The sequence below is a fragment of the Pseudomonas khorasanensis genome (assembly GCF_014268505.2).
GTDB lineage: Bacteria > Pseudomonadota > Gammaproteobacteria > Pseudomonadales > Pseudomonadaceae > Aquipseudomonas > Aquipseudomonas khorasanensis.
The window spans coordinates 616,579-635,187 of record NZ_JABWQP020000002.1 but is presented as its reverse complement, the minus strand read 5'-3'; the positions used below and the strand labels follow the sequence as shown (position 1 = coordinate 635,187).

Here is an 18,609-nt window from a genome sequence, read left to right as displayed (position 1 = left end):
CATTCCACATGTGGGAGCGAGCCTGCTCGCGAAAGGGCCGCATCAGGCGCCAAAAATCTTTCTCTCATCGAAACCATCGGTGTGCTCAACCCATCAGGAGTTTCCATGACCATGACCACACAAATCCCTGAACCGGATCTGGCTTACCTGCAAAAAGTCCTGCTGGAAATGCTCGCCATTCCCAGCCCTACCGGGTTCACAGACACCATCGTGCGCTACGTTGCCGAACGTCTGGAAGAACTCGGCATTCCTTTCGAAATGACCCGGCGCGGGACTATCCGCGCGACCCTCAAGGGCAGGAAAAACAGCCCTGACCGAGCGGTTTCCGCCCACCTGGACACCATCGGCGCCGCCGTGCGCGCGATCAAGGACAACGGTCGCCTGGTCCTGGCCCCGGTCGGCTGCTGGTCGAGCCGTTTTGCCGAGGGCAGTCGGGTCAGCCTCTTTACCGACACCGGCGTGATTCGTGGCAGCGTGCTGCCGCTGATGGCGTCCGGGCATGCGTTCAATACCCAGGTCGATGAGATGCCGATCAGTTGGGATCACATCGAATTGCGCCTGGACGCGTACTGCGCGACCAGGGCCGATTGCGAATCGCTGGGGATCAGCATCGGCGATATAGTGGCATTCGATCCGCTGCCGGAGTTCACCGAAAGCGGCCATATCAGTGCCCGCCATCTCGACGACAAGGCCGGCGTCGCCGCGCTGCTTGCCGCGCTCAAAGCCATTATCGACAGCGGCCAGGAATTGATGATCGACTGCCATCCGCTGTTCACCATCACCGAGGAAACCGGCAGCGGTGCGGCGGCAGCGTTGCCGTGGGACGTCAGCGAGTTCGTCGGCATCGATATCGCGCCGGTCGCGCCCGGCCAGCATTCCAGCGAACATGCCGTGAGCGTGGCGATGCAGGATTCCGGCGGCCCTTACGACTATCACCTGTCGCGACACCTGTTACGCCTGGCCGGTGAAAACGAGCTGCCGGTGCGGCGCGACATGTTCCGTTATTACTTCAGCGATGCGCACTCGGCGGTCACCGCTGGCCACGACATTCGCACTGCCCTGCTCGCCTTCGGCTGCGACGCGACCCATGGTTATGAGCGCACGCACATCGACAGTCTGGCAGCGCTAAGCCGTCTGCTCGGCGCTTACATCCTCAGCCCGCCCGTGTTTGCCAGCGATGCCGCGCCGGCCAACGCTTCACTCGATCGCTTCAGCCACCAGATCGAACACGACGCGCAAATGGAAAGCGAAACACGCGTGCCGTCGGTGGACAGCCTGGTGGGGCATCGTTCAGACAGTTGAATCTTTTGTCTGGACAATGCCATCGCGAGCAGGCTCGCTCCTACAGGGGAATGCGTTTCCATTGTGGGAGCGAGCCTGCTCGCGAAGAGGCCGGCACAGCCGACACAAAGCTGGCAGGCGAAACACAATCACCGTAGCATCCCGACATTGATTTGACCGAGGTGCCCATGCTCATTCCCCACGACGCGCTTGAAGTCGACACCCTCACTCGCCTGATCGAAGACTTTGTCACCCGCGACGGCACAGACAACGGCGATGACACCCCGCTGGAAACCCGCGTGCTGCGTGTACGCCAGGCGCTGACCAAGGGCCAGGCATTGATCGTGTTCGACCCGGAAAGCGAACAGTGCCAGTTGATGCTCAAGCACGACGTCCCCAAGCATCTGTTTGACTAAACCTCAGCCTGCCTTGGCTGCGGCCTCCTTGCGCTTGATCCGGTCATAGACCTCCGCGCGGTGCACATGGACCTTCTTCGGCGCCTCGACGCCGAAGCGCACGCTGGAGCCGTTTACCGACAGAACACGCAGGGTGATGTCGTCACCGATTGATATCAACTCACCGACCACACGGCTGAGTACTAGCATGGGATTGATCCTCAGGACTGGCAAACCCTGAAGATGCGCGGCTTACAGCCGGTTCACAATGCATGACGAGTAAATCAGTCTTGCCCTACAGGTTCGCGCGCGCAGAGCCTTCAGACGCTTCCTGCAAATGCGTCAGGCGGCGGAAAATCGCGGGCCGAACAGAATCACACTGGCGCCGATCACACACAGCGCCATGCCGAGCCAGTCCGAACCCAACGGACGCACCCGCTCGACCACTGCCAGCCAGCCAATCGAGGCGACAATGTAGATCCCGCCATACGCGGCATAGGCGCGCCCGGCGTAAGCCGACTCGACACGGGTAAGCAACAGCGCGAACACGGTCAGGCTGAGCAACGCGGGAATCACCCACAAAGCACTCTTGCCCTGGCGCAGCCACAGGTAGAAAGCAAAACAACCGGCGATTTCAAACAGCGCCGCCAGGAAGAACCAGAGGTAATTGAGCATCTATGCGTCTCGACAGGGTGACCATGGCGGCCACCCTAACGACGCGGCGGGCAGCGGACAAGATCAACCGAGGTTTTGTTTGGCCTTGGCACGCATCTTTTCCGCCATGGAGGTCATTTCGTTGTACAGCAGTTGTGGATTCTTCTGCTTGATCGCCCAGGCCATGCGCCCCTGTTCATGGGGCAGAATCATGAACTCGCCGGCCGCGACCTGCTGGTAGATATAGTCGGCGATGTCCGCAGCCGTGATCGGCGAACTTTCCAGCAACTTGCCGACCTGCGCTTTCATCGCCGGAGTCGGGCCTCGAAAAGAATCCAGCAAGTTGGTCTGGAAGAACGACGGGCACACCACATGCACCGCCACTTCCTGCTGCGCCAGTTCGATCAGCAGACTTTCCGACAAGGCCACGACGCCCGCTTTGGCGACGTTGTAATTACTCATGGCCGGGCCCTGCATCAACGCGGCCATTGAAGCGATGTTGATGATCTTGCCCTTGCTTTGCTCAAGCAACGGCAGAAACGCCTTACAGCCTTTGACCACGCCCATCAGATTGATCGCTATCTGCCAGTCCCAGTCTTCCAGCGACAACTCATTGAAGAATCCGCCCGAGGCTACGCCGGCGTTGTTGACGATGACGTCGATGCCACCGAGTTTTTCCTCGCAGGCCTGGGCGAACGCTGTGAGCTGGCTGTAATCGCGCACATCGCAGCGCTGAATGAAGCCGTCGCCACCGGCCTCGCGGACTAACTTCAAGGTTTCCTGCAGGCCGGGTTCACTGACATCGGACAAGGCCAGCCGCCAGCCCTCACGGGCCCAACGCAGCGCGATTTCGCGACCCAGGCCTGAGCCTGCACCAGTGATCATCATGCGATTTTGCATAGCGGACAGCCTTGTTGTTCCGGGAAAGATGCGCCGAGTGTAGCGAAGGATCGGCGCACGCCCACGCTCCATCAGATTGCTGAATGCAGGATCAAAAGATCGCAGCCCCCGGAACTCCGCCAACAGATGCTGTAGGAGCTGACGAGTGCAACGAGGCTGCGATCTTTTGCTTTAAAGGAAATAACAGAGCAATCCAAATACATTAAAAATACATTGAATTTTTTTTCATTGGCGTAAGTCGGAACATGTAAGCCGGCTGGAATTAGTTGCTCTCCAGCTGCCCACTGATACCAAGACTTCTCCAAGACTCTGAACAAGGAAATCACCCATGGGCACAATTCTAATCATCATCCTGATCCTGTTGCTGATCGGTGGTCTGCCGGTCTTCCCGCACTCCAGAAGTTGGGGTTATGGCCCGTCGGGCATTATCGGCGTGGTGTTGGTCGTGCTGCTGGTGCTGTTGTTACTCGGCAAGATATGACCGTTTGAAGTCATAAAAAAAGAGGCCCTTTTATAGGGCCTCTTTTTTATTGCTTGAACGTCGGACTGACCGGAGCGATCAGTCCGGTTTGCCGTGAATCACACCGGCAGTATTGTCGAGCAGGCTTTTTGTTGCCGTTTGCAGGAACGCTTCGAGTTTGAGTTTGAGCTCGGCGGTACGCGGCGCATTCGGCACCACCTCGGCGTGCGGAGTGGCACCGAGTTGGTACTGCCAGATTTTCGGCCCCATGTCCTTGTCTCTCGGCAGCACCAGAATCTGATCGGCGGTGACGATAGCAGTGGTCTGCTCACTGCCCGACGGCTTGATCACACCGAAACCGGTGTCGCCTTCCGGCAGGTTGAGCAAGTCACGACCCCAGCACTGGTGACGCACTTCGCCGCCGAGACGGCCCATGATGGTCGGCACGATGTCGACCTGGGTGCCCACGGTGTGGTCACGGGTACCGAACTTCTGTTGAATGCCCGGTGCGATCATCAGCATCGGCACGTTGAAGCGGCCCAGGTCCATTTCGGTGATCTGGCGCTCGTTGCCGAAGCCGTGGTCGCCGACGATGACAAAGAGGGTTTCGTTGAAGTACTTCTCCTTGCGCGCCTTCTCGAAGAACTGGCCCAGCGCCCAGTCGGAGTAGCGCATGGCGGTCAGGTGTTCGTTGAGCGAGCCACGGTCGGTGACGCGCTCGACCGGCAACGGTGTCGGCAAGGCGTACGGCGTGTGGTTGGACAGGGTTTGCAGCAGCGCATAGAACGGCTTGCCGTTTTCACGCGCCTTGAGCTCCTGCAGGCCACGATCGAACATGTCCTGGTCGGACACGCCCCAGGTCGGATCGGAGAACACCGGATTGACGAAATCGTTGCGGCCAACGAAGTTGGTCATGCCCTGGTTGCTGAAGAAACCCGACTGGTTGTCCCAGGCGAAGTCACCGTTGTAGACGTAGACGTCGTCGTAGTCGCGGGCGCTGAGCAACTGCGGCAGCCCCGACAGTTTGTGGCTGCCTTCCGGGGTCTGCATCAGGTATTCAAAACCCGGCAGGTTCGGGAAACACGCCATCGTCGCAAACATGCCCTGGTGGGTGTGCGTGCCGTTGGAGAAGAAGCGGTCGAACAGCAAACCTTCCTTCGACAGCTTGTCCAGGTACGGCGTGATGTTGCCCGGCGCGCCCAAAGCACCGACCGAATGACCGGCCATGCTTTCCATCAGAATCACGACGACGTTCTTGATCGGCAGGGTTTTGTCGGCTGGCGGCGTGTAATCGCGGCGCACTGCAGCGATGTCGCCATCGACCAGCTTGTCGTCCGGCATCAGCAGCATGTCACGCACCGTTTGCTGCGCCTGCTCCTGCGGCATCGTGGCTTTCCAGATGTTATCGCGGTCCTCGCCCATGCGCGCCTTCGCGGCGGCGACCAGCGACAGCGTCCCGTTGAGACCGAGCTGGTTGGCGAAGTTCGAATCGGTGGTGTACACGTCGCCCCAACGCATCGGCGGGCCCTGACGCAAGGTGCTGCGCGCAGCAACGACGCAAATCAGCAGGCACACCACGAAAACCGCAAGACGCGTGTACCACGGCGCCACCTGACGGGAACTGACGCTGCCGCCGCTGAACGGCCCGCGCGGACGCGTGGCACGGTCGGCGCCTTTGAAGGCCAGGGTCAGAATGACGGTGCCGATAACCCACGCCAGCAGGTAGCGAACCACCGGAAAACCGTACCAGAGCATGCTCATCACGGTTTTCGGGTCTTCTCTCACATACTGGAACACCAGACCGTTGAGGCGCTGGTGAAACTCGCGGTAGAAGTCCATTTCCATCAGGCCGAGGAACAGCGCGATGCTCGAGACAACGGTCAACCAAAGACGGAAGAACCCGCGTGCGGCCATGGCCCGGACACTGAACAGCGCCAGCACCAGCGGAATGCACAAATACACTACAAGGCGCAGGTCGAAGCGCAGGCCGTTGGCGAACGCTTCGAGGAAGGTCGCGGCCGGGGTGTCGAGGATCATCTCGCGGTTGTAGACCAGCAGCGCGAGGCGCAGCGCGGAAAGCATGACCATCATGATCAGTGCGCACAGCAGCGTGTAGGCCAGATGCGATTTGACGGTCGGTTGCAGCAGGCGAGCAGAAGATCGCTGCTGATTCAGGGCGTCCGGGTTTGCCATGTCGTTTTAGGACCCATTGGAAGTTGAAGTTGCAAAAATACAGCGGCGCCAGGCCCTCTGTTGGTCATTCCAGACCCCGGGGCGTGCGCGATGCGCAAATGGTGCACGATCATCCGTGCCAATGCCATTGATTACTGCCCCGCTGGCAGGCGCTTTCATTCAAAGCAACAGCAGGTGGGACAGCATGCAAAAGCGCGGGCGAATTGTCTTGGAGGCATTGTGAAAATTTCGTGCAACGCATATCCGGAAACACAATAAACCCGAGAAACAAAACGCCCCGATCACTCGGGGCGTTCTGTTTCAAAGACCGCTTACTTCTCGGCGCGTTCTTTTAACGCCTTCAGCGTATTGAATGGCGCGTCCACTACGAATTTGTTGGCAACCATCGCCGGGACACTGCCACCAGGATTGGTGTGCACTTGATAGGTCACTTCGACCTGATCGCCCTTCGGCACGAATTTCCAGAAGCCTTTGACTTCGGTGACGCGGACAAAGCCTTTTTCTTCCGGCTGGTACGTGGGCACGCCTTCAAGGTTGCGGGTCAGGCTGCCGTCGGCACCTTCGACGGTGGTAATACGCAGCACCGAATCACGCGGGGTAACGGGCCAAGGCGTGTTGAACTGAGTATAAGTCCAGCTCTTGTCGCCTTCGTGCTTGAGCAGTTTTTGAGTCTTGCACTCGTAAATCCAGGCGCAGGCACCGGCAACGTCCTCCTGCAACGCGCGCAGTTTGGCGACGGTGGTCTTCATCACAGCGACGCCCTGATAGGACTTAAAGTCCGACCCCGGCATTTCGCTCAGCGAAACCTTGATGCCGTCTTCGTTCTTGGCAACCTTCCAGTCTTCTGCCTGCGCCACGGACGTGGCCAACACAGCCGTCAAACCACACAACACAGCGATACGATGCAGCGAACCCATAGTGTTATTCCTTATTGTTGACGTTCCGTTCGTTGACACATCACGCTGCCGTCATCTGTTCCCACCAACCGATCAACCGGATGGCTTCTTCCTGACTGCTGCCACAGACTTCAATGTCCGCGGCGAAGCCCGAGCACACAGCCGGGCGTTCCGGGCGGCCGAAGATGCTGCACAGATTTTCGACCGAGAGCTGTACGCAACGTTCGCCGGCGGGTTTGCCATCAGGCATGCCGGGAATCGCCGAACTGATGGAGGGGGCAATGCAGCAAGCGCCACAGCCTTCACGGCATTTCATGACGAACAGATCCTCGCAACGGGCGATGTGAAAAGGGACGCGGAACAGAGTAACCGCTAAAACGGCTGTTTCAAATTGCCAGGGCCGTGTTTTCAGCGATAAGTAAAAGTGACTGACCAGTCTCCGACAAAGCGTCTGATCAGAGGGTCACAGACCGGCTCCGGTTACTGCTTGAATTCGAAATCCAGCGCGGCACCTTCAACGTCGCGACGTTGGTCGTTGCGCAGTTGTAGTTGCATTTCGTTGCTGAGCAACCGGCCGTTCAACTGAAACCCGCTGTCTTTCTCGCCGAACATCTGCGGCAGTATCGGCTCGCGTTTGGGCAAGTCCACCGTCCCCTTGGGCTTCAACTGCTCAACCATGTCTTTGGGCAGGCTGAGATCGAGCTTCGCCGGCGGCAACCTGGTCTTCGCCACTTCGCTGGCAGATTTCGATTTGGAAGCAACCGGGCGACGCTTTTTCGCCGGGGCGGCTTTCCTGGGCTGGGCTTTCTTTACCGGGGCTGCAGTCTTGCTGGTCGCCGGTTTCTTGATCGTACTGGTTGCCGCCGGTTTATCCTGCGCAGAAGCCGCCAGTACCCCCGGCACCTGACCGAGGGTCAGCAAACCCAACAATACACACGCGGCAGCAGCAATCGCTTTCATGGCCCCAACGACAGTAACGGCAGATGGCCTTATGCTCGCCTGTTGAGCGCCACAAGACAAGCGTGTCCGGCTTCTGCTCAGAATCCGCCAGCGGTTTCCTGGCACAGTTGGGTCGCCAACAGACCCAGGGTCATCAACGCCCTTTCCGCTTCGCGGTTCCACGGAGTCCCGCAGTTGAGGCGGATACAGTGGTTGAACTGCTCGGTATTACTGAAGATCAGCCCCGGCGCGATGCTGATGCCTTGCTGCAACGCCCGTACGTGCAATTCCTGCGTGTTGACGCGCCCCGGCAAGCTCACCCAGAGGATGAAACCGCCCGTGGGCCGGGACATTTGCGTGCCTTCGGGGAAGTGCTGCTGCACCGCTAACTGAAACGCACTGAGGTTTTTCCGGTATTCCTGGCGGATGTACCGTAAATGCCGGTCATAACCGCCGTTTTCCAGATAGGCGGCAATCGCCATCTGCGTGACACTGCAGGCCGAATGTGTGCTGAAGGTCTGCAGGCGTTGTATTTCCTGCTGATACTTGCCGGCAATCATCCAGCCGATGCGCACGCCCGGCGACAAGGTCTTGGAGAAACTTGAGCAATAGACCACCCGATCCAGCCGATCGTACGCTTTCAGCGCTTTGGTGCGGCCCTGCTCGAACATCAGCTCGCCGTAAATATCGTCTTCGACAATCTGAATGTCGAAATCCGAGGCCAGGCGCAGCAGTTGTTTTTGCCGCTCTTCCGGCATAGTGCCGCCCAGGGGATTGCTCAGACGTGTGGTCAGCACCAATGCCTTGATCGACCATTGGTTGGCTGCCAGTTGCAAGGCTTCCAGACTCATCCCGGTGGCGGGATCGCTAGGAATTTCGATGACTTTGAGGCCGAGCAGATCAGCCAGTTGCAGCAGCCCGTAATAGGTCGGCGATTCGGCAGCGATCAAATCGCCCGGCCGGGTCAGCACACGCAATGACATCTGCAGGGCATCGACACAGCCATGGGTAATCACCACCTCTGAAGGATCGACCACCACGCCGGCGTCACGCATGCGAATCGCGACCTGCCGGCGCAACGGTTCGAAACCTGGGCTGAACATGTAGCTGAACGCCCGCGGGCTGTGGAACCGTGTGACCTTGGCCAATTGTTGATGCAGCGCGCGCACAGGCAAATAGTCGACGCTCGGCACAGCGGCGCCCAGCGGGAACACTCCTTCACGCCGGGATTCGACCAACACTTGCTGGATGATGCTGCTGCGAGTGACCAGCCCCGGCCGCTCGACCCGAGCGATGTCTGGCGTCGGGGCCGTCAGCGCGGGCGTCTGGTGTACGTAGTAACCAGACTGCGGACGAGCGCGGATCAGACCCTGATCTTCAAGATTGGCGTAAGCCTGCAACACCGTTGCATGGCTGACGTTGAGTTGCGAACTCATCTTGCGCACCGAAGGCACGCGCTCTCCCGGTTGGTAGACACCTCGGCGGATATCTTCGGCCAACTGTTGGGCAATGCGTTGGTAGAGCAAGAGATTGGTCATGACGCAGCACTCGATTTCACGGGCGTTTTATTCTTGTGTGAAACAATACCGGAACAGTTTAGAAGTGTACTGGGACAGTTGCCACATTACTCGACCATACAGTGCAGTGTCAGCCCCATCTGTACGATTTGAGCGCTATTCGACAAACCGAAAAAAGCCCGGCACTGCATTGACAGTCCGGGCTTTCCAGAGACGCAACCCTCAGCGGGCGGCGCCGAGCTGGCCTTTTTCGTCAGAGAAGACAATTTCAACGCGGCGGTTCTGCGCCCTTCCACGCTCGGAGGCGTTGGCGTCGACCGGAAACTGGTCACCGTAACCTTCGACCTGAATACGTTTTTCATCGATGCCCAGGTCAACCAACACGTCAGCCACCGATTGAGCGCGGTCGCGGGACAGTTTGAGGTTTTCCTGTTTGCCACCCGTGCTGTCGGTGTAACCCTCAATGCGCACCACACGTTTGGGGTTCAACTGCAGGAACTGTACGATCTTCAGCACGACACGGTTGGCCGAGTTCTTCAGCTCAGCTTCACCGGTGTCGAACAGCACATCACCGAGGGTCATCACCAGACCCCGGTCGGTTTGTGTGGTCGCCAGCGCAACGATCTGTTCTTCCAGCCACTTGCCTTGCTGCTGCACGCTGAGCAGTTTCGATTCACGCAGGGCCAATTGCAGACGCTGGCGCTCCAGTTCGAGCTTGGCCGCGCGCTCCTCATTGAGCACCTGGTTGGTATGCTCACGGGCGATCTCGCTGTAGCGCTGGCTCAGGTAGGCGTAATGCACAACATCGGAACCGCTGCCCCAATAGGTGGACAGACGATCGGCCCGGGCCAGGGATTCGCCGGCGCGGATGACGTCTTTCGGCGCGATGCGCAACACGTTGGAGTCTTCCTTAACCTTCTGGAAGTCAGCACCGGCCTGCTGCAATGCCGCCTCGCTGTGCTGGCCGGCGCAGCCGTAAAGGCTCGCGCAGCCGGCCAGGAGCAAGGCGCCAAGAACGTTCGATTTGAGGCTCATTGGGCATCCCCCAGTTGCAACTGCTTGCGCAGACGGACGATGCGGGTATTGAGCACATCCAACTGCTCCTGACTTTTTTGCGTCAGCACTTTGGCTTCCGCCAGACGCGCGTCCAGTTCGGCCTGCTCGGAACGCATGCGCGCGTTGCGGTAGGACTCGTCAGCCATGTTGCCTTTGGCGCGGTTGTATTTGGTCTCGGCCAGTTTAATCTCCGGCACTTCGTCAGCGGTAGCGCCGACTGCCTTGGCCTGAACGATGGCCTGCTCGGTCAACCGCATTTGTTCGGTGGGTGCCGGATCGGTTGCGCAACCGGCCAGGGCCAGAACGGCCACAGCCGCGAAAAGAGGTCGAATACTCACTAAGAATCCCTACTGTTTTGGGGCACTGACAGGTTGTGATGGCTGTTGCTGCTGCGCCTTCCAGCGCTCTATGTTGCGTTGCAGCGCGGCTTCCGTCAGTCCGGACGCGGGCAATTCTGTCATCTTTTTGGCCAGCTGTCCGCGCAACCACGGATCGTTGCAGGCCGAGTTATGGGAAACCGCGAGGAACAGGCCCGGTCGGTCGAGGGGTTGCTCGAACGCCAGCAGATCGTTAGTCATCCCCAGCGCCTGGGCGGCGGCGAGCCCCGAATAGCGTGCGGCGAGTACATATTCCACTTCGCCCAGGAGCAATTTCTGCAAGGCCTGGGTGAGGTTGGCTGTACGTGTCAGGGTCAGATTCTGTTCGGCGAAAGTGCCGAATGCCTGGGTCATCCGCGACTTTTCCGACACCGCGCCCGTGTGGCCATGCAAGTCTGCGGCTTCGCTGTAAACCAGCGTCGATCCCTTGCGCGTCCACACCAGGTAATCGTTTTCGAGCAGTGGTGGGTGAATATAATCGAATGATTCCAGCTCCGTGACCGTCAGCGGCGCGTCGGCCAGCATGTCCATGCGGCCGCTGCGCACCTCGTCGAGCGCCTGCGCGCGTTTGCCGGCATACAGCAGGTCGATTTTGAGGCCCAGATCCTTGGCCACCTGTTGCAACAGGTCGGCACTGGCGCCAATCAACCGTGTGGGATTTTGCGGATCCTGCCAGAGGTACGGCGGCGCATCCGGGCTGCCGGTGACGACTAGGCGCTCGCACTTGCCCGCCGCCATCGACAGGCCCGGCAACAGGGCCAATCCCAGTAACAACCTGCTAGGCAGATCCATGGCAAAACGCTCCCAATCAAATCCGAGACAAAAAAAACCCGACCAAAAGGTCGGGCTCTTTATAAGTGAAGCAGCCGGATTAGACCAGCTTCTCCAGCTCGGGAACGGCTTCGAACAGGTCTGCCACGAGGCCGTAGTCGGCCACCTGGAAGATCGGCGCTTCTTCGTCCTTGTTGATCGCAACGATCACTTTGGAGTCTTTCATACCGGCCAGGTGCTGGATCGCGCCAGAAATACCGACGGCGATGTACAGCTGCGGCGCAACGATCTTGCCGGTCTGGCCGACCTGCATGTCGTTCGGTACAAAACCTGCGTCGACCGCCGCGCGCGAAGCACCAACGGCAGCGCCCAGCTTGTCGGCCAGCGCGTACAGGTGTTTGAAGTTGTCACCGTTCTGCATGCCGCGACCGCCGGAAACGACGATTTTGGCAGCGGTCAGCTCAGGACGATCGGACTTGGCCAGCTCTTCGCTGACGAAGCTCGATGTGCCCGCATCGTGGGCAGCGCCAACAGCTTCAACGGCAGCCGAACCACCTTCCGCGGCAACCGGGTCGAAACCGGTGGCACGCACGGTGATAACTTTGATCGCAGCGGTCGATTGCACGGTAGCAATGGCGTTACCGGCGTAGATCGGACGCTTGAAGGTATCAGCGCTTTCGACCGAGATGATCTCGGAGATCTGGTCTACGTCCAGCGCAGCAGCAACGCGCGGCAGGATGTTTTTGCCGTTGGAAGTGGCGGCGGCCAGAATGTGGCTGTAATTCTTGCCCAACTCTGCAACCAGCGGCGCAATGTTTTCCGGCAGCTGATGCGCGTAAGCGGCGTTGTCAGCGTTGAGGACTTTGCTCACACCAGCGATCTTTGCGGCGGCTTCGGCCACCGGGCCTGCGCCTTGACCAGCCACGAGAACGTGGATGTCGCCACCGATTTTGGCAGCAGCGGCCACGGTGTTCAGCGTGGCCGGGGCCAGCACTTTGTTGTCGTGTTCAGCGAGTACCAGGATAGTCATGGTCAGATTACCTTCGCTTCGTTTTTCAGTTTCTCGACCAGTTCAGCCACGGACTTGACCTTGATGCCCGCGCTGCGTGCAGCCGGCGCTTCGACTTTCAGGGTATTGTTGGTGGAGGCGGTGGAAACGCCCAAAGCGTCCGGAGTCAGCGTCTCGAGAGGCTTCTTCTTGGCTTTCATGATGTTTGGCAGGGACGCGTAGCGCGGCTCGTTCAAACGCAGGTCGGTGGTGACGATGGCTGGCAGTTTCAGCGAAACGGTCTGCGCGCCGCCGTCGATTTCGCGGGTTACCGCAACAGTGTCGCCGGAGACTTCGACTTTCGATGCGAACGTGCCCTGACCGTAGCCGCTCAGTGCAGCGAGCATCTGGCCGGTCTGGTTGTTGTCGCTGTCGATGGCCTGTTTGCCCAGGATCACCAGTTGAGGCTGCTCCTTGTCGACCACAGCCTTGAGCAGCTTGGCCACGGCGAGCGAAGTCAGGTCTTCAGCGGATTCGACGAGGATGGCACGATCGGCACCCAGAGCCAGTGCAGTACGCAGCTGTTCCTGAGCGGTGGACGGGCCGATGGAGACGACGACGATTTCAGTCGCAACACCCTTCTCTTTCAGGCGTACGGCTTCTTCCACGGCGATTTCGCAGAATGGGTTCATCGACATCTTGACGTTGGCGAGGTCGACGCCGGAATTGTCCGCCTTGACGCGGACCTTGACGTTGTAATCCACAACGCGTTTGACAGCTACAAGAACCTTCATGGATTCCTCGTTACTCTCCGGTGAAAAGAAAGTCGCCTAGGCGAACCTGGCGGTTGATGCTCATCGGGCGACAAGGGCACCTCTAAAAACGCCGGCCTGAATATGAGGTGATCCACGTTGCGGAGTATGGTGACCGTTCGTCAGTGGTGACTGCCGGGTCATCCATTTTCACGCTGCGTAAACTGCGCGCCTGACCTGCGCTGCGCATCACCGTCTTCTGCTTTCGCCCTGTCTTTAGAGGTGCTCTTGAAACCGCCAGTCTGCCTACGGCGAGCGCAAAACCGCCCGTATCTTGACCGGAACGCCCATTCTGGTCAATACGCCAAAATGCCCTGTCATAAGCCGCGCTTCTTTGATTTATGAGGGCTGGAGGCGATTCAAACAAACGTTTGTATTGGACGCTGAGAGTGGTGTAGATATAATGCGCCGCCTAGAGAGAAAGGTGGATTTCGCCAATATTCCCTTTGACGTTAACGTAAAGGCAATACGGATGCGACATCAAACCTCCAAATTAGAAAAAAAACTGTTGAGCCTTGAGTAGGAGATAGCCTGTGGAACGCGAATACATGGAATTCGACGTCGTCATCGTCGGTGCCGGCCCCGCTGGTCTGTCCGCCGCCTGCCGCTTGAAGCAGAAGGCCGCTGACGCCGGTAAGGAAATCAGCGTCTGCGTGGTCGAAAAAGGCTCCGAAGTCGGCGCACACATCCTCTCCGGTGCGGTGTTCGAACCCCGCGCACTGAACGAACTGTTCCCGGACTGGAAAGAACTCGGCGCCCCGCTGAACACTCCGGTCACGCGCGATGACATTTTCGTGCTGAAAAACGCCGATAGCGCGCAGAAAATTCCTGACTTCTTTGTGCCCAAGACCATGCACAACGAAGGCAACTACATTATTTCCCTCGGCAACCTGTGCCGCTGGCTGGCCCAGCAGGCCGAAAACCTGGGCGTTGAAATCTACCCCGGCTTCGCCGCTCAGGAAGCGTTGATCGACGAAAACGGCGTTGTGCGCGGGATCATCACCGGTGATCTGGGCGTCGACCGCGAAGGCAACCCGAAAGACGGCCTGTACACGCCTGGCATGGAACTGCGTGGCAAGTACACGCTGTTCGCCGAAGGCTGCCGTGGCCACATCGGCAAGCAACTGATCAAGCGCTACAACCTCGACAGCGAAGCCGATACCCAGCACTACGGCATCGGCCTGAAGGAAATCTGGGAAATCGACCCGGCCAAACACCAGCCAGGCCTGGTGGTGCACACCGCCGGTTGGCCGCTGGACATCATGGGCACCGAAAACACCGGCGGCTCGTTCCTTTATCACCTGGAAAACAACCAGGTAGTAGTCGGTCTGATCGTTGACCTGTCCTACAGCAATACTTACCTGTCGCCGTTCGACGAATTCCAGCGCCTCAAGCATCACCCGGTGCTGGCTCAGTATCTGGAAGGCGGCAAGCGCATCAGCTACGGCGCCCGCGCCATTGCCAAGGGCGGCTTGAACTCGCTGCCGAAAATGGTCTTCAAGGGCGGCGCGCTGATCGGTTGTGACCTGGGCACTCTGAATTTCGCCAAGATCAAAGGCAGCCACACCGCGATGAAGTCCGGCATGCTCGCGGCTGAAGCCGTGGCGGATGCGCTGTTCGCCGAGCAGGACTGCACTGTCGAACTGACCACCTACGTCGACGCGTTCAAAAGCAGCTGGCTGCACGACGAGCTGTTCACCAGCCGCAACTTCGGCGCGGCAATTCACAAGTACGGCGCGATCATCGGCGGTGGTTTCAACTGGCTGGACCAGAACATCTTCGGCGGCAAACTGCCGTTCACCCTGCGCGACACCAAGCCGGATTACGCCTGCCTCAAGCTCGCCGCCGACTGCAAGAAAATCGACTACCCGAAACCTGACGGCAAGCTCAGCTTCGACAAACTCAGCTCGGTATTCATCTCCGGTACCAACCACGAAGAAGAACAACCTTGCCACTTGAAGCTGACCGACCCGAGCATCCCGATCGGCAAGAATCTGCCGCTGTACGATGAACCGGCGCAGCGCTACTGCCCGGCCGGTGTGTACGAAGTGGTAACAAAGGAAGACGGCGAGAAGCGTTTCCAGATCAACGCCCAGAACTGCGTGCACTGCAAGACCTGTGACATCAAGGATCCTGCGCAGAACATCACCTGGGTGGCCCCGGAAGGTGCTGGCGGCCCGACTTACCCGAACATGTAAGTCTTGCTGTTAAACAACAAGGCTCCCGATTGGGGGCCTTTTTGTTGCCCAAAATTCCTCTGACACCACAAAACAACTGTGGGAGCGAGCCTGCTCGCGAAAGCGGTGTGTCATATAAAGATGATGTCGACTGATGCACCGCATTCGCGAGCAGGCTCGCTCCCACATGAGATTTTTGTCGGCTCACGCAGCGCGCTCTTCCCCCGGACTGCGCTCGAAGTAACGCTTGTATTCCCGGCTGAACTGCGACGTACTCTGATACCCCACCCGATGCGCTACCTGCGCTACGCCCAGCCCTTCGGCCACCAGCAGCGTCTGCGCCTTGAGTAGCCGCAAGCGCTTCAGATACTGCACTGGCGACAACAATGTGCTGCGCTTGAAATGCTCATGAAACGTCGACACGCTCATGTTCGCGCACCCGGCGAGGGTCTCGACATTCAACGGCTCGGTGTAGTGCGCATGCAGATGACTGATCGATGCCGCCACTCGCGCAAACTGCCCCTGTTGCTCGACCAGAGCGCGCAACACATCCGCCTGCGGCCCGCGCAGCGCGACGAACAACAACTCGCGGACCCGCGCCGGGCCGAGAATCTGACACTCCAGCGGATCGTGCAGACAGCTGAGCAAGCGCTCGACACACCCACGCATGCCATCGTCAAGCACCACCGAGGTCATCGACTCGGGCGTCTGCGCCGGAATATGCCGCCCCGGCGCAAGGCCCATGGCCAGGACCAATTCACCGAGCAGCACGCGATCGATCGCCACCGACACACCGAGCAACGGCGCATCGGGCAAGGCGAAGGTTTCGCATTCGAACGGCACCGGCAGCGCCTGAATCAGATAATGCCCGGCGCCATATTCCATCGTTCGTGGGCCGAGGAACGCCAGTTTGCTGCCTTGGGCAATGATCATCAGGCTCGGCTCATAAATGTGCGGCCCCCGGGCGACATCGCAACTGGCGCGCAATACCTGCACACCGGGCAGCCCGGTCTGGCTGTAACCATCGCGCAACGCCAGCGGTTCGATCAGCGAAACCAGCCGGGCATTGGCATCAAGATGACGGGTCAACTGCATCGAATAAGTCTTCATGAAAATCTGGGAAAGAGGGATGAAAACATCATCGCAGATCCGCTGAACAATGCGACCGCCCGAGCCCCCATGCCGGAGGAATAGGCATGAGACCCGGAGGAATCGTCATGGCCGCACAAGAGCTCGGCGGCCAGAATGGATGGCCTCACTTGCCACTGCTTTTGCGAGGTCTCACATGTACACCGCCATCGGCTATGCCGCCCAATCGGCCACCACTCCCCTCGCCCCGATGAAATTCGAACGTCGCAGCCCGCGCGCTGACGACGTGGCCATCGAAATTCTCTACTGCGGCGTTTGCCATTCCGACATCCATCAAGCCCGCAATGAATGGGGCATTGCCGTTTATCCGCTGATGCCCGGCCACGAGATCGTCGGAAAAGTCACTGCCGTCGGTGCGAATGTCACCCGCCATAAAGTAGGCGATCTGGTTGGCGTTGGGTGCATGGTCGACTCCTGCCGCAGCTGCGAAGCGTGTCAGGCGAACCTTGAGCAATATTGCCTCGAAGGTCCGACCATGACCTATGCCACACCGGACCGGGTCGATGGCAGCAACACCATGGGCGGGTATTCGGACAGCATCGTGGTCAGCGAACACTTCGTCGTGCGCATCCCGGAACGCCTGGCGCTGGCCAGCGCCGCGCCGATTCTCTGCGCCGGCATCACCACTTACTCGCCGCTCAAGCACTACGGCGTCAAGGCCGGTGACAAGGTCGGAATCCTCGGCATGGGTGGCCTCGGCCACATGGGCATCAAGTTTGCCAAGGCGATGGGCGCGGAAGTCACGCTGTTCACCCGCTCGGCAAGCAAGGCTGAAGAAGGCCGTCGTCAAGGCGCCGATCACGTCATCGTGTCCACCGATGCCGAGCAGATGAAAGCCGCTGCCGGTTACTTCGATTTCCTGCTGGACACGATTCCGGTGCAGCACGATCTCAATCCGTACCTCGATACCCTGCGTTTCGATGGCGTGCACATTCTTGTCGGTCTGATCGAGCCGGTTGATCCCCCCGTGCACGCCGGCAAACTGGTCATGAGCCGTCGCATACTGGCTGGCTCGCTGATCGGCGGCATCGCCGAGACCCAGGAAGTGCTGGATTTCTGCGCCGAGCACAACATCACCTGCGACATCGAAATGCTCGACATCCGCGAGATCAACGAGGCGTATGCCCGCATGATCGCCGGTGATGTGAAGTACCGCTTCGTGATCGACATGGCGACCCTGAAGCGTTAAACCTTCAGCCCCAGTTCCGCCGACAGCCGGGTTGTGACGCCTTTAAGCAGGGGGATCAACTCGGCCATTTTTTCCAGCGGCATGTACGGCACGGTGCTGGCAATACTGATTGCTGCGACGATGCCCTTGCTCGCATCACGAATCGGCGCCGCCACGCAGCGGATCGACGGTTCGTTGTCCTCCAGATCGAAGGCGTAGCCACCGGCGACGTATTCGCCCATACGCTGCTCGAGCTGTTCCCACGATTGCTGGGGATGCTGCGGCCAGAACTGACTTTTCCCACCCGCCGGCAGGCTGATGTCGTACAGCCGTCGCCAATCCTGCGGCGAGTCATCGAGCATCAACGCCTTGCCGATTCCGGTGCGCACCAACGGCATGCGATGGCCGACCCGCGAACGCATCTCGGGGCCATTGCGCCCTGGGTTCTTCAGCAGGTACAGCACTTCGTCGCCCTCGCGAATACCCAGGTGCACGGTATCGCCGGTCAGTGCCGACAGTTCGTCCAGATAGGGCCCGGCCAGGGTCACCAGCGGCAGCTCTTCGCGGGCTTGGAAGCCCAGTTCGATCAGCTTCGGCCCGAGCAGATAACCGATCTGCGGAACCACGCGCAGATAGCGCTCATCGACCAGGCAACTGGCCAGACGATGGGTGGTGCTGCGCGTGGTGCCGATCAGCCGGGCAATCTCCTTGAGATCACGCGCGCCACTGGCCACCGCCTGCACCACGCCCAGGCCGCGCAACAGCGTCTGAGTGCCGGTGGGCGCGGCGTCCTTGGTTTTTTCCGGGGCGTCTTCCTGCATATCCAGCCTTTTACCGTTGAGCGAAGGAACGGGCGGCATTATGGTCGCCCGACGC

20 protein-coding genes are annotated in these 18,609 nt (G+C 59.4%); 5 read left to right on the top strand and 15 right to left on the bottom strand.

The features are described 5' to 3' along the window. The first annotated feature begins 111 nt into the window (after nt 1–111). Both HU727_RS09020 and HU727_RS09015 read left to right on the top strand, forming a co-directional pair. The gene (locus HU727_RS09020; protein WP_186530556.1) at nt 112–1,302 is read left to right on the top strand and encodes an osmoprotectant NAGGN system M42 family peptidase; all 1,191 of its coding nucleotides are present in this window, start codon (nt 112–114) and stop codon (nt 1,300–1,302) included. A 167-nt stretch (nt 1,303–1,469) separates the two neighbouring features. After that, nucleotides 1,470–1,697: a YheU family protein gene (locus tag HU727_RS09015; protein WP_003172962.1), complete on the top strand. Its 228-nt coding sequence runs from the start codon at nt 1,470–1,472 to the stop codon at nt 1,695–1,697. 3 nt (nt 1,698–1,700) lie between these two features. Here HU727_RS09015 and csrA read toward each other — a convergent pair whose 3' ends face one another. The 3 genes from csrA to HU727_RS09000 all read right to left on the bottom strand — a co-directional run bounded on the left by csrA (nt 1,701) and on the right by HU727_RS09000 (nt 3,230). Continuing rightward, the gene (gene csrA / locus HU727_RS09010; RefSeq protein ID WP_024013891.1) at nt 1,701–1,886 is read right to left on the bottom strand and encodes a carbon storage regulator CsrA; all 186 of its coding nucleotides are present in this window, start codon (nt 1,884–1,886) and stop codon (nt 1,701–1,703) included. A gap of 132 nt (nt 1,887–2,018) precedes the next feature. Further along, on the bottom strand, nt 2,019–2,351 hold the full coding sequence (locus HU727_RS09005) for a YnfA family protein (protein WP_186529459.1): 333 nt from the start codon (nt 2,349–2,351) through the stop codon (nt 2,019–2,021). A 63-nt stretch (nt 2,352–2,414) separates the two neighbouring features. Further along, a complete protein-coding gene (locus tag HU727_RS09000) occupies nt 2,415–3,230 on the bottom strand; it encodes an SDR family oxidoreductase (protein WP_186529461.1) in 816 nt (271 codons plus the stop codon). Between the two features lie 328 nt (nt 3,231–3,558). Between HU727_RS09000 and HU727_RS08995 the strand changes: the two genes are divergently transcribed. Further along, nucleotides 3,559–3,711: a DUF3309 family protein gene (locus tag HU727_RS08995; RefSeq protein WP_003183939.1), complete on the top strand. Its 153-nt coding sequence runs from the start codon at nt 3,559–3,561 to the stop codon at nt 3,709–3,711. Between the two features lie 78 nt (nt 3,712–3,789). Here HU727_RS08995 and HU727_RS08990 read toward each other — a convergent pair whose 3' ends face one another. The 10 genes from HU727_RS08990 to HU727_RS08945 form a co-directional block, all read right to left on the bottom strand. Further along, nucleotides 3,790–5,883, bottom strand: a complete 2,094-nt coding sequence (locus HU727_RS08990; RefSeq protein WP_186529463.1) for an LTA synthase family protein — start codon at nt 5,881–5,883, stop codon at nt 3,790–3,792. 311 nt (nt 5,884–6,194) lie between these two features. Then, a complete protein-coding gene (locus tag HU727_RS08985; RefSeq protein WP_186529465.1) occupies nt 6,195–6,800 on the bottom strand; it encodes an START domain-containing protein in 606 nt (201 codons plus the stop codon). A 40-nt stretch (nt 6,801–6,840) separates the two neighbouring features. Continuing rightward, the gene (locus HU727_RS08980) at nt 6,841–7,095 is read right to left on the bottom strand and encodes a YkgJ family cysteine cluster protein (protein ID WP_186529467.1); all 255 of its coding nucleotides are present in this window, start codon (nt 7,093–7,095) and stop codon (nt 6,841–6,843) included. Between the two features lie 164 nt (nt 7,096–7,259). Then, the gene (locus tag HU727_RS08975; RefSeq protein ID WP_186529469.1) at nt 7,260–7,739 is read right to left on the bottom strand and encodes a translation initiation factor 2; all 480 of its coding nucleotides are present in this window, start codon (nt 7,737–7,739) and stop codon (nt 7,260–7,262) included. A gap of 77 nt (nt 7,740–7,816) precedes the next feature. Next, nucleotides 7,817–9,256: an aminotransferase-like domain-containing protein gene (locus HU727_RS08970; protein ID WP_186529471.1), complete on the bottom strand. Its 1,440-nt coding sequence runs from the start codon at nt 9,254–9,256 to the stop codon at nt 7,817–7,819. A 201-nt stretch (nt 9,257–9,457) separates the two neighbouring features. Beyond that, nucleotides 9,458–10,270, bottom strand: a complete 813-nt coding sequence (locus HU727_RS08965) for an OmpA family protein (protein WP_186529473.1) — start codon at nt 10,268–10,270, stop codon at nt 9,458–9,460. Next, a complete protein-coding gene (locus tag HU727_RS08960) occupies nt 10,267–10,629 on the bottom strand; it encodes a DUF4398 domain-containing protein (protein WP_186529475.1) in 363 nt (120 codons plus the stop codon). Before HU727_RS08960 ends, HU727_RS08965 begins: the two co-directional genes overlap by 4 nt. A 9-nt stretch (nt 10,630–10,638) precedes the next feature. After that, on the bottom strand, nt 10,639–11,460 hold the full coding sequence (locus HU727_RS08955; RefSeq protein ID WP_186529477.1) for a substrate-binding periplasmic protein: 822 nt from the start codon (nt 11,458–11,460) through the stop codon (nt 10,639–10,641). Between the two features lie 79 nt (nt 11,461–11,539). Then, nucleotides 11,540–12,469, bottom strand: coding sequence for an electron transfer flavoprotein subunit alpha/FixB family protein (locus HU727_RS08950; protein ID WP_186529479.1), 930 nt, complete (start codon nt 12,467–12,469; stop codon nt 11,540–11,542). A 2-nt stretch (nt 12,470–12,471) separates the two neighbouring features. Next, nucleotides 12,472–13,221 (bottom strand): electron transfer flavoprotein subunit beta/FixA family protein, encoded by a 750-nt coding sequence (locus HU727_RS08945; RefSeq protein WP_186529481.1) that lies wholly within the window; start codon nt 13,219–13,221, stop codon nt 12,472–12,474. A 551-nt stretch (nt 13,222–13,772) separates the two neighbouring features. Here HU727_RS08945 and HU727_RS08940 point away from each other — a divergent pair. Further along, nucleotides 13,773–15,437 (top strand): electron transfer flavoprotein-ubiquinone oxidoreductase, encoded by a 1,665-nt coding sequence (locus HU727_RS08940; protein WP_186529483.1) that lies wholly within the window; start codon nt 13,773–13,775, stop codon nt 15,435–15,437. Nucleotides 15,438–15,620: 183 nt separating this feature from the next. Here HU727_RS08940 and HU727_RS08935 read toward each other — a convergent pair whose 3' ends face one another. Beyond that, nucleotides 15,621–16,511: an AraC family transcriptional regulator gene (locus tag HU727_RS08935; protein WP_186530558.1), complete on the bottom strand. Its 891-nt coding sequence runs from the start codon at nt 16,509–16,511 to the stop codon at nt 15,621–15,623. A 190-nt stretch (nt 16,512–16,701) separates the two neighbouring features. Between HU727_RS08935 and HU727_RS08930 the strand changes: the two genes are divergently transcribed. After that, the gene (locus HU727_RS08930; RefSeq protein ID WP_186529485.1) at nt 16,702–17,754 is read left to right on the top strand and encodes an NAD(P)-dependent alcohol dehydrogenase; all 1,053 of its coding nucleotides are present in this window, start codon (nt 16,702–16,704) and stop codon (nt 17,752–17,754) included. Here HU727_RS08930 and HU727_RS08925 read toward each other — a convergent pair. After that, on the bottom strand, nt 17,751–18,554 hold the full coding sequence (locus HU727_RS08925; RefSeq protein WP_016770958.1) for an IclR family transcriptional regulator: 804 nt from the start codon (nt 18,552–18,554) through the stop codon (nt 17,751–17,753). The genes HU727_RS08930 and HU727_RS08925 overlap by 4 nt on opposite strands. Nucleotides 18,555–18,609 lie beyond the last annotated feature (55 nt).

Excerpts from the sequence above, each read along its gene's own strand:
- HU727_RS09020 (WP_186530556.1), top strand. The coding sequence starts at position 112 with ATGACCACACAAATCCCTGAACCGGATCTGGCTTACCTGCAAAAAGTC.
- HU727_RS09015 (WP_003172962.1), top strand. The coding sequence starts at position 1,470 with ATGCTCATTCCCCACGACGCGCTTGAAGTCGACACCCTCACTCGCCTG.
- csrA (WP_024013891.1), bottom strand. The coding sequence starts at position 1,886 with ATGCTAGTACTCAGCCGTGTGGTCGGTGAGTTGATATCAATCGGTGAC.
- HU727_RS09005 (WP_186529459.1), bottom strand. The coding sequence starts at position 2,351 with ATGCTCAATTACCTCTGGTTCTTCCTGGCGGCGCTGTTTGAAATCGCC.
- HU727_RS09000 (WP_186529461.1), bottom strand. The coding sequence starts at position 3,230 with ATGCAAAATCGCATGATGATCACTGGTGCAGGCTCAGGCCTGGGTCGC.
- HU727_RS08995 (WP_003183939.1), top strand. The coding sequence starts at position 3,559 with ATGGGCACAATTCTAATCATCATCCTGATCCTGTTGCTGATCGGTGGT.
- HU727_RS08990 (WP_186529463.1), bottom strand. The coding sequence starts at position 5,883 with ATGGCAAACCCGGACGCCCTGAATCAGCAGCGATCTTCTGCTCGCCTG.
- HU727_RS08985 (WP_186529465.1), bottom strand. The coding sequence starts at position 6,800 with ATGGGTTCGCTGCATCGTATCGCTGTGTTGTGTGGTTTGACGGCTGTG.
- HU727_RS08980 (WP_186529467.1), bottom strand. The coding sequence starts at position 7,095 with ATGAAATGCCGTGAAGGCTGTGGCGCTTGCTGCATTGCCCCCTCCATC.
- HU727_RS08975 (WP_186529469.1), bottom strand. The coding sequence starts at position 7,739 with ATGAAAGCGATTGCTGCTGCCGCGTGTGTATTGTTGGGTTTGCTGACC.
- HU727_RS08970 (WP_186529471.1), bottom strand. The coding sequence starts at position 9,256 with ATGACCAATCTCTTGCTCTACCAACGCATTGCCCAACAGTTGGCCGAA.
- HU727_RS08965 (WP_186529473.1), bottom strand. The coding sequence starts at position 10,270 with ATGAGCCTCAAATCGAACGTTCTTGGCGCCTTGCTCCTGGCCGGCTGC.
- HU727_RS08955 (WP_186529477.1), bottom strand. The coding sequence starts at position 11,460 with ATGGATCTGCCTAGCAGGTTGTTACTGGGATTGGCCCTGTTGCCGGGC.
- HU727_RS08950 (WP_186529479.1), bottom strand. The coding sequence starts at position 12,469 with ATGACTATCCTGGTACTCGCTGAACACGACAACAAAGTGCTGGCCCCG.
- HU727_RS08945 (WP_186529481.1), bottom strand. The coding sequence starts at position 13,221 with ATGAAGGTTCTTGTAGCTGTCAAACGCGTTGTGGATTACAACGTCAAG.
- HU727_RS08935 (WP_186530558.1), bottom strand. The coding sequence starts at position 16,511 with ATGCAGTTGACCCGTCATCTTGATGCCAATGCCCGGCTGGTTTCGCTG.
- HU727_RS08930 (WP_186529485.1), top strand. The coding sequence starts at position 16,702 with ATGTACACCGCCATCGGCTATGCCGCCCAATCGGCCACCACTCCCCTC.
- HU727_RS08925 (WP_016770958.1), bottom strand. The coding sequence starts at position 18,554 with ATGCAGGAAGACGCCCCGGAAAAAACCAAGGACGCCGCGCCCACCGGC.